The sequence below is a fragment of the Mycobacterium sp. E796 genome, from assembly GCF_001672815.1.
Taxonomy (GTDB): domain Bacteria; phylum Actinomycetota; class Actinomycetes; order Mycobacteriales; family Mycobacteriaceae; genus Mycobacterium.
In genome coordinates, this window is sequence record NZ_LZKK01000138.1 from 1 (window position 1) to 5157 (window position 5157).

At 68.0% G+C, this 5157-nt stretch carries 5 protein-coding genes and 1 pseudogene; all 6 read right to left on the reverse strand.

The genetic code is table 11. From position 1 onward, the window contains the following. Window positions 1-190: pseudogene (locus tag A5706_RS10640) on the reverse strand (mammalian cell entry protein); the annotation flags it as partial. After that, the gene (locus A5706_RS10645; RefSeq protein ID WP_068129954.1) at window positions 157-711 is read right to left on the reverse strand and encodes a mammalian cell entry protein; all 555 of its coding nucleotides are present in this window, start codon (window positions 709-711) and stop codon (window positions 157-159) included. The pseudogene A5706_RS10640 and the gene A5706_RS10645, both read right to left, overlap by 34 nt. Next, on the reverse strand, window positions 708-1694 hold the full coding sequence (locus tag A5706_RS10650) for an RDD family protein (RefSeq protein ID WP_068129957.1): 987 nt from the start codon (window positions 1692-1694) through the stop codon (window positions 708-710). Before A5706_RS10650 ends, A5706_RS10645 begins: the two co-directional genes overlap by 4 nt. Further along, window positions 1691-2452, reverse strand: a complete 762-nt coding sequence (locus tag A5706_RS10655; protein ID WP_068129958.1) for an Mce protein — start codon at window positions 2450-2452, stop codon at window positions 1691-1693. The genes A5706_RS10650 and A5706_RS10655 overlap by 4 nt, the downstream gene beginning before the upstream one ends. Next, complete coding sequence (locus A5706_RS10660) at window positions 2422-3972, reverse strand: virulence factor Mce family protein (RefSeq protein ID WP_068129960.1); 1551 nt, start codon at window positions 3970-3972, stop codon at window positions 2422-2424. The genes A5706_RS10655 and A5706_RS10660 overlap by 31 nt, the downstream gene beginning before the upstream one ends. Next, window positions 3966-5117 (reverse strand): virulence factor Mce family protein, encoded by a 1152-nt coding sequence (locus tag A5706_RS10665; protein ID WP_068129963.1) that lies wholly within the window; start codon window positions 5115-5117, stop codon window positions 3966-3968. The genes A5706_RS10660 and A5706_RS10665 overlap by 7 nt, the downstream gene beginning before the upstream one ends. Between the last annotated feature and the right edge of the window lie 40 nt (window positions 5118-5157).

Consider the following 5157-nt stretch of genomic DNA (forward strand, 5'->3'; position numbering starts at 1 on the left):
GCACGGCGGCCACCGCGATGGAGATGGCGAGCCGCTTGCCGGCCAGGATCTTGCGCCGGGGGCGGCGCGCGGGCTTGGTCTCGACCGCCTCCTCGCCCTCGCTCGCTGCGGATTCAGTTGTCGGCTCGGCGCTTTCGTCGGGCTCCGCGTCGGCGGTCAGATCACCTGTATCAGGTTGCTGATCTTCCACTGATTCCCTTCCTGCGTGACGGTTGCCATCCAACGATTGGTGTTGTCGAATACCTGCTTTTCGTCCGGCGATTTGGAGGTCACGTCGGTGGCAACCATCACGGTGGCGGTGCCGTCGTCGTTCCACCGTTCCAGGCCCGCGCCGAGCACGGTGCCGGTCGCGGGCTCGGCCCGGGCCACCTGCAGCAGGATTTCGTTGGCCTTCTCGTGGTACTGCTTGGCGAATTCGCCGGTGGCCTGGGCCATTACCCGCGTCACATAGTCGTTGGCATGGTACGGGTCGATCGACGTGAACTGCGCCATGAATCCCGACACATAGCTGAGCACCTGGCGCTCCCTGGCGGCGGTGCGCACCCGCGATTGATGCGAGATCAGCATCAGGGTGCACGCCGCGATCGCCGCGACCATCAGCAGCGCGGCGGCCACGCCGGCCGCCGGCTGCCACCAGGGCCGGCCCGGCGGCACCGGCCGCTCAACGAGCAGCGGTTCCTCGCCCGGCTCGAACTTGCGGCGGGGGCTCATTTTCCGTTCCCGGGCGGTTTCGGCCTGGTCAGCACCGTGAGGTCGTCGACGCGCCAATGTTGGTCCGCACCTTTGGCGAATTCCACCCGGACGGTGGCGCTGATCGCGCGCTCGTCGGGCCCGACGCCGCGCCGGCCCTGCAGGAACAGCAGCATCGTCGCCCGGTCCGGCGTGGCGGATTGGACCGACCCGTCGGTGGGCCAGTACTCGTTGACAACAGGATTGCCCTTCTCGACCACGTCCTGCTGCGCCGCCAGCTGACCCCGGTACTTGTCGGTCGCCAGCGACCGGGCCCGAGCGAAGTCGTCGCGCAACGACTTTGGGTCGTACGTCAACATCTGCGCCACCATCTTGGGCCCCTGCGCCTGGATCTCCGCCCTGGCTTGATCGCTGGCCCGGTCGCGCGAGAACACCACCAGGTAGCTCACCGCGGCGCCGGCGACACACACCACCGCCGCGGTCAGGACGGCCACCGCCGTCCAGCGCCGCAACTTGGGCAGCGCCTCGTCGGATTCGACGCGGCGCACTTCGGTGCCCAGCAGCATGTCGGCGAACGTGCGGCGCTGCGAATCCCACAGCGGCCAAAGCCATCCCACCACCGACACGGTGTCCAGCAGGTGGGCCAGGTCCCGCAGCAGCAATCCCCACGGCCCGATGGCCGCGCCGTCGCGGCGCACCACCCCGATTCCGAACAACCCGCGTCCCAGGCTCCAGCCCGTGACGGTCGGCAACAGCAACCGGTTGACCAACATCAGCAGGATGGCGAGGCCGGCGACCGAGACGCAGGCCCACCACCACACCGGATGCTGATCCACGGTCCAGGCGACCAACGCCATGGTCACCGCGACGGCGACGCACGGGACGGCGTCGACGGCGAACGCGGCCGCGCGAACGTGCCAGGGGGCCAAGGCATCCCGCGGAGACTCCGGTGTGGCCGCCGTGGTGTGTGCCCGAGCCTGAATCTCCTCGACCACCACCGTCACTTCGTCACCTGGTCGAGCTTGGAAATCCGGTACTGCCCTTCGGCGTATGCCATCTTCACCCGCAGGCGGTAGCCGGTCTCCTTTTGCGACTGATCGCTTGCGACCTTGACGCGCATCGCGACCAGCACGTCGACCGAGCCGTCGTCGTTGTTGCGCTCCACCGCCGCACGCACATCGGCAACCTGAACGTGAACGTTCGCGGCCTGATAGGCCTGGACGACCATGTTGGTGTACAGCAGCGCCTGGGAGCGGAACGCGTCGGTGCCGCACTCGATGATCTTCTGTTCGCTCTGGACCATGGCGTTGGTGTCGGGCGCCTGGGTCGCCGACACACAATCCACCGCCGCCTTGAGCGCGGCCGCGTCGTTGCGCGCGATGACCTGGCTCTGGTGGTGACGGAGTATCGCGAAGTAGCTACCGAGCCCGAGGCCGGCGGCGGCCAGCACCAGCGCCGCGGCGATGCCGGAGAGCCACCCGCGCCCCAAACGCGACGGACGACGTTCGACGCCCGCGGGCGCCTCGGCGGATTCGGCTTCGGCCTCGGCGGATTCGGGTTCGGACTCGGGTTCGGGTGTGGCTTCCGGAGACTCCACGTCGTCGGGCGACTCCTCGTCCGTCACCTGCGTGGCCGTCTCGTCGTCAGCAGCCGCCGGCTCCTGATGAATCTCGGGACTTGATCTCTGGGAGGGCTTGCGCAGTCGACGAAACCTCGGCATGGGTGGGGGGTTCAGCCGGCCGGTGCCAGCATCTCCTTCCATCCGTCGTCTCCTGTTTTCGTCGAGTTCTCGACGGAGTATTTCACCCCATCGGGCCCCACCAGCTCACCGCTCTGCGGACTGTAGATGGCGGCGGGGGGCCCGCTCGGAGTGTAGACACACGGGTTGGGCTGTTGGCCGTTGCACTGCACCGTGCCGCTTCCCGGGCGCGACAAGGGGTCGCTGGTCGGCGGCGGCGTGCCCGGCACCCGGTCCGACGGAGCCGGGTTGAGGCCGTTGTTAACGGACGGCGCCGGAATCACCATGCCGGGGCGCACCGACTGATCGCAGCGCGCCGCAGGGGCGGGGCAGGTCAGGATCTGGTTCGGGTCGCCGTACCAGGGGTTGGTACCTGCCGGAACGTAGGGCCTGGGGTCGCGGCATTCCCGCGGTGTGGCGGCCCGCTTGCCGGGGATGTCGGTACACGGAATGTTGCGCGAACCGCGCACGCTGTTGGCCGGTGTCTCCATCGGAATCTTGCAGTAGGTGCCCGACGGCAACGGCGCCAGGTTGGTGTCCGCCGGCGACCGCCACTCCTCAGCCGGAATGAAGCCGGTCAGGCAGGGCGGGGGCTGGTTGATCGACAACGCCAGGTCGAGCGCGGCCTGGTTCGGGAACGGCGCGGCCACCGTCTGCGCGATCGAGGCACCCTGGGGCAGGAACACGAAGACCTGCTCCACGCCCGTGTGGTAGCGCTTGAGCAGGTCGAACACGACCTCGAGGTTCGCCAGCGTCTGCGGCAGCGAGTCGCGGACGTCGTTGAACACCTCGTTGACCTGATCGGCGGTCGGGGCGGCCTGGCGCAGCACGCTGCGCACATGACTGTCCTCCCGCGCGGCCTGCGCGGCCAGGTTGTTCAGGTTGCGCGCCCACCGCTCGATCGCGGCGTTGGATTCCACCTGGCTGTCCAGGACGGGTCCGGAGTTCTGGATGATGTCGTTGACGTTGGTGATGTTGGTCTTGAAATCACCGACGATCGCCTGCGTGGAGTCGACCAACCGCTGCAGGGCCGGCCCCAGCCCGCCGACTGCCTGCGCCGTCTCGTCGAGCAGCTGGCCGATCTTCTCCTTGGGCAACACGGCAAGACCCCGGTTGGCGGTGTCCAGCGCCGGCCCGATCTCGCTGGGCACGGTGCCGTGGGTGATGGTCTGCCCGTCGGCGAGGTCCTTGCCCGGGTTGCCGGTGGACACCAGGTCCAGGTACTGCTCACCGACCGCCGACACCGAGTGCACGTTCGCGACCGCGTCGACCGGGATCTTGTAGCGGCTGTCGATGCTCATCGTCGCCTTGGCGCCGTTCTCGGTGGGCTCGACGTCGGTGACCTTGCCGATGGTGATGCCGCGATAGGTCACGTTGGCCGTCGGGTACAGGCCGCCGGAGGCGGGCAGGTCGGCCTTGAGCGTGTAGCGGCCGATGCCGATCAGGCTCGGAACCTGCAGATAGTAGATGCCGAGCACGAGTATCGAGATCACCGTCAGGATCCCGAAGGCGATCAGTTGTCGTCGGACGAAGGGAGTCAGCAATTCCTGTCCGCCCTTTCCACCAAGGGCCCGCCGGGCGCGTCGTTCGGGTTGGGCGTGTAGCGGACGTCCGGGACCATCGACTCCGGGTCCCGCCCGTAGGACTGCTCGAGCGCCCGCAGCGCGCCCGACAACCCGGTTCCCGTCAGGAACGCGTTGTCGATTGCGCTCCAGGTGACGTCCAGCGTGATCGAAATGTTCTGGTAGTCACCGCGCATCAGCTTCGGAATGGTGTCGATGTCGTAGGGCTGCGTCAGGATCAGCTTCAGCGCTCCGATCAGATACGGCGACGCCCGGCCGAGCTCCCTGAGCGGGCACTGCAGCGACTGCAGGTCCTGGTGCAGGGGCCCCCTCGCCTCCGAGAGGTACTGATCGGCGGCCTGGCTGAGCCGTCCCACCGAGTCCACGGCGTTGATCAGCAGCTGCTTGGTGTCGGCGAAATGCTTGATCAGCGGCGGGATGTCGGTCAGCACCCGGTCCAGCACGTCGGCCCGGCCACCCACGTACGCCAGCAGCCGGTTGGTGGAGTCGATGGCGTGGGTGATGTCATCGCGCTGCTGGTTGACCTGGGTGACGAAGGTGTCCAGCTTCCCCAGGAAGGCCCGGATCTGGTTGCCCCGCCCGTTGAAGATGTTGAAGACCTCGTTCTGCAGCACCTCCAGGTTGGGGATGCCGCCACCGCGCAGGATCAGCGACAGGCTCGCCAGGGTCTGCTCGGTGGTGGGGAACGCCGAGGAGTTCTTCAGCGGAATGGTGTCGCCGTTCTTGAGCAGCTCCGGCGACGGGTTGGGCGGCGCGGCCAGCTCCACGTGCTGCGAGCCCAGCAGCGAGGTCTGGCCGATCTTGGCGGTGGCGTTCTTGGGCAGCTTGACGCTCTTGTCGATGCCCAGCGTCAGCGTCGCCACCCAGTTCTTCAGGTTGATCGCCTTGATGGAGCCGACGAACACGTCGGCGACCATCACCTTGCTGTTGCCGTTGATCGCGAGCGTGTCCGGCATCTGCACGTAGAGGGTGTACGACCCGCCGCCGCTGCCCGGGCCGCCCGGGATCGCCACATTGGAGATCCCCTTCCAACCGCACGAGCTCAGCACCAGCGCGGCCACCAGCAGCACCAAGCCCTGCCAGGCCCGACGCCGAAGGAGCCTCATCCCCCCGATCACTGCCCACCTCCGAGGCCGGCCGCCGCCG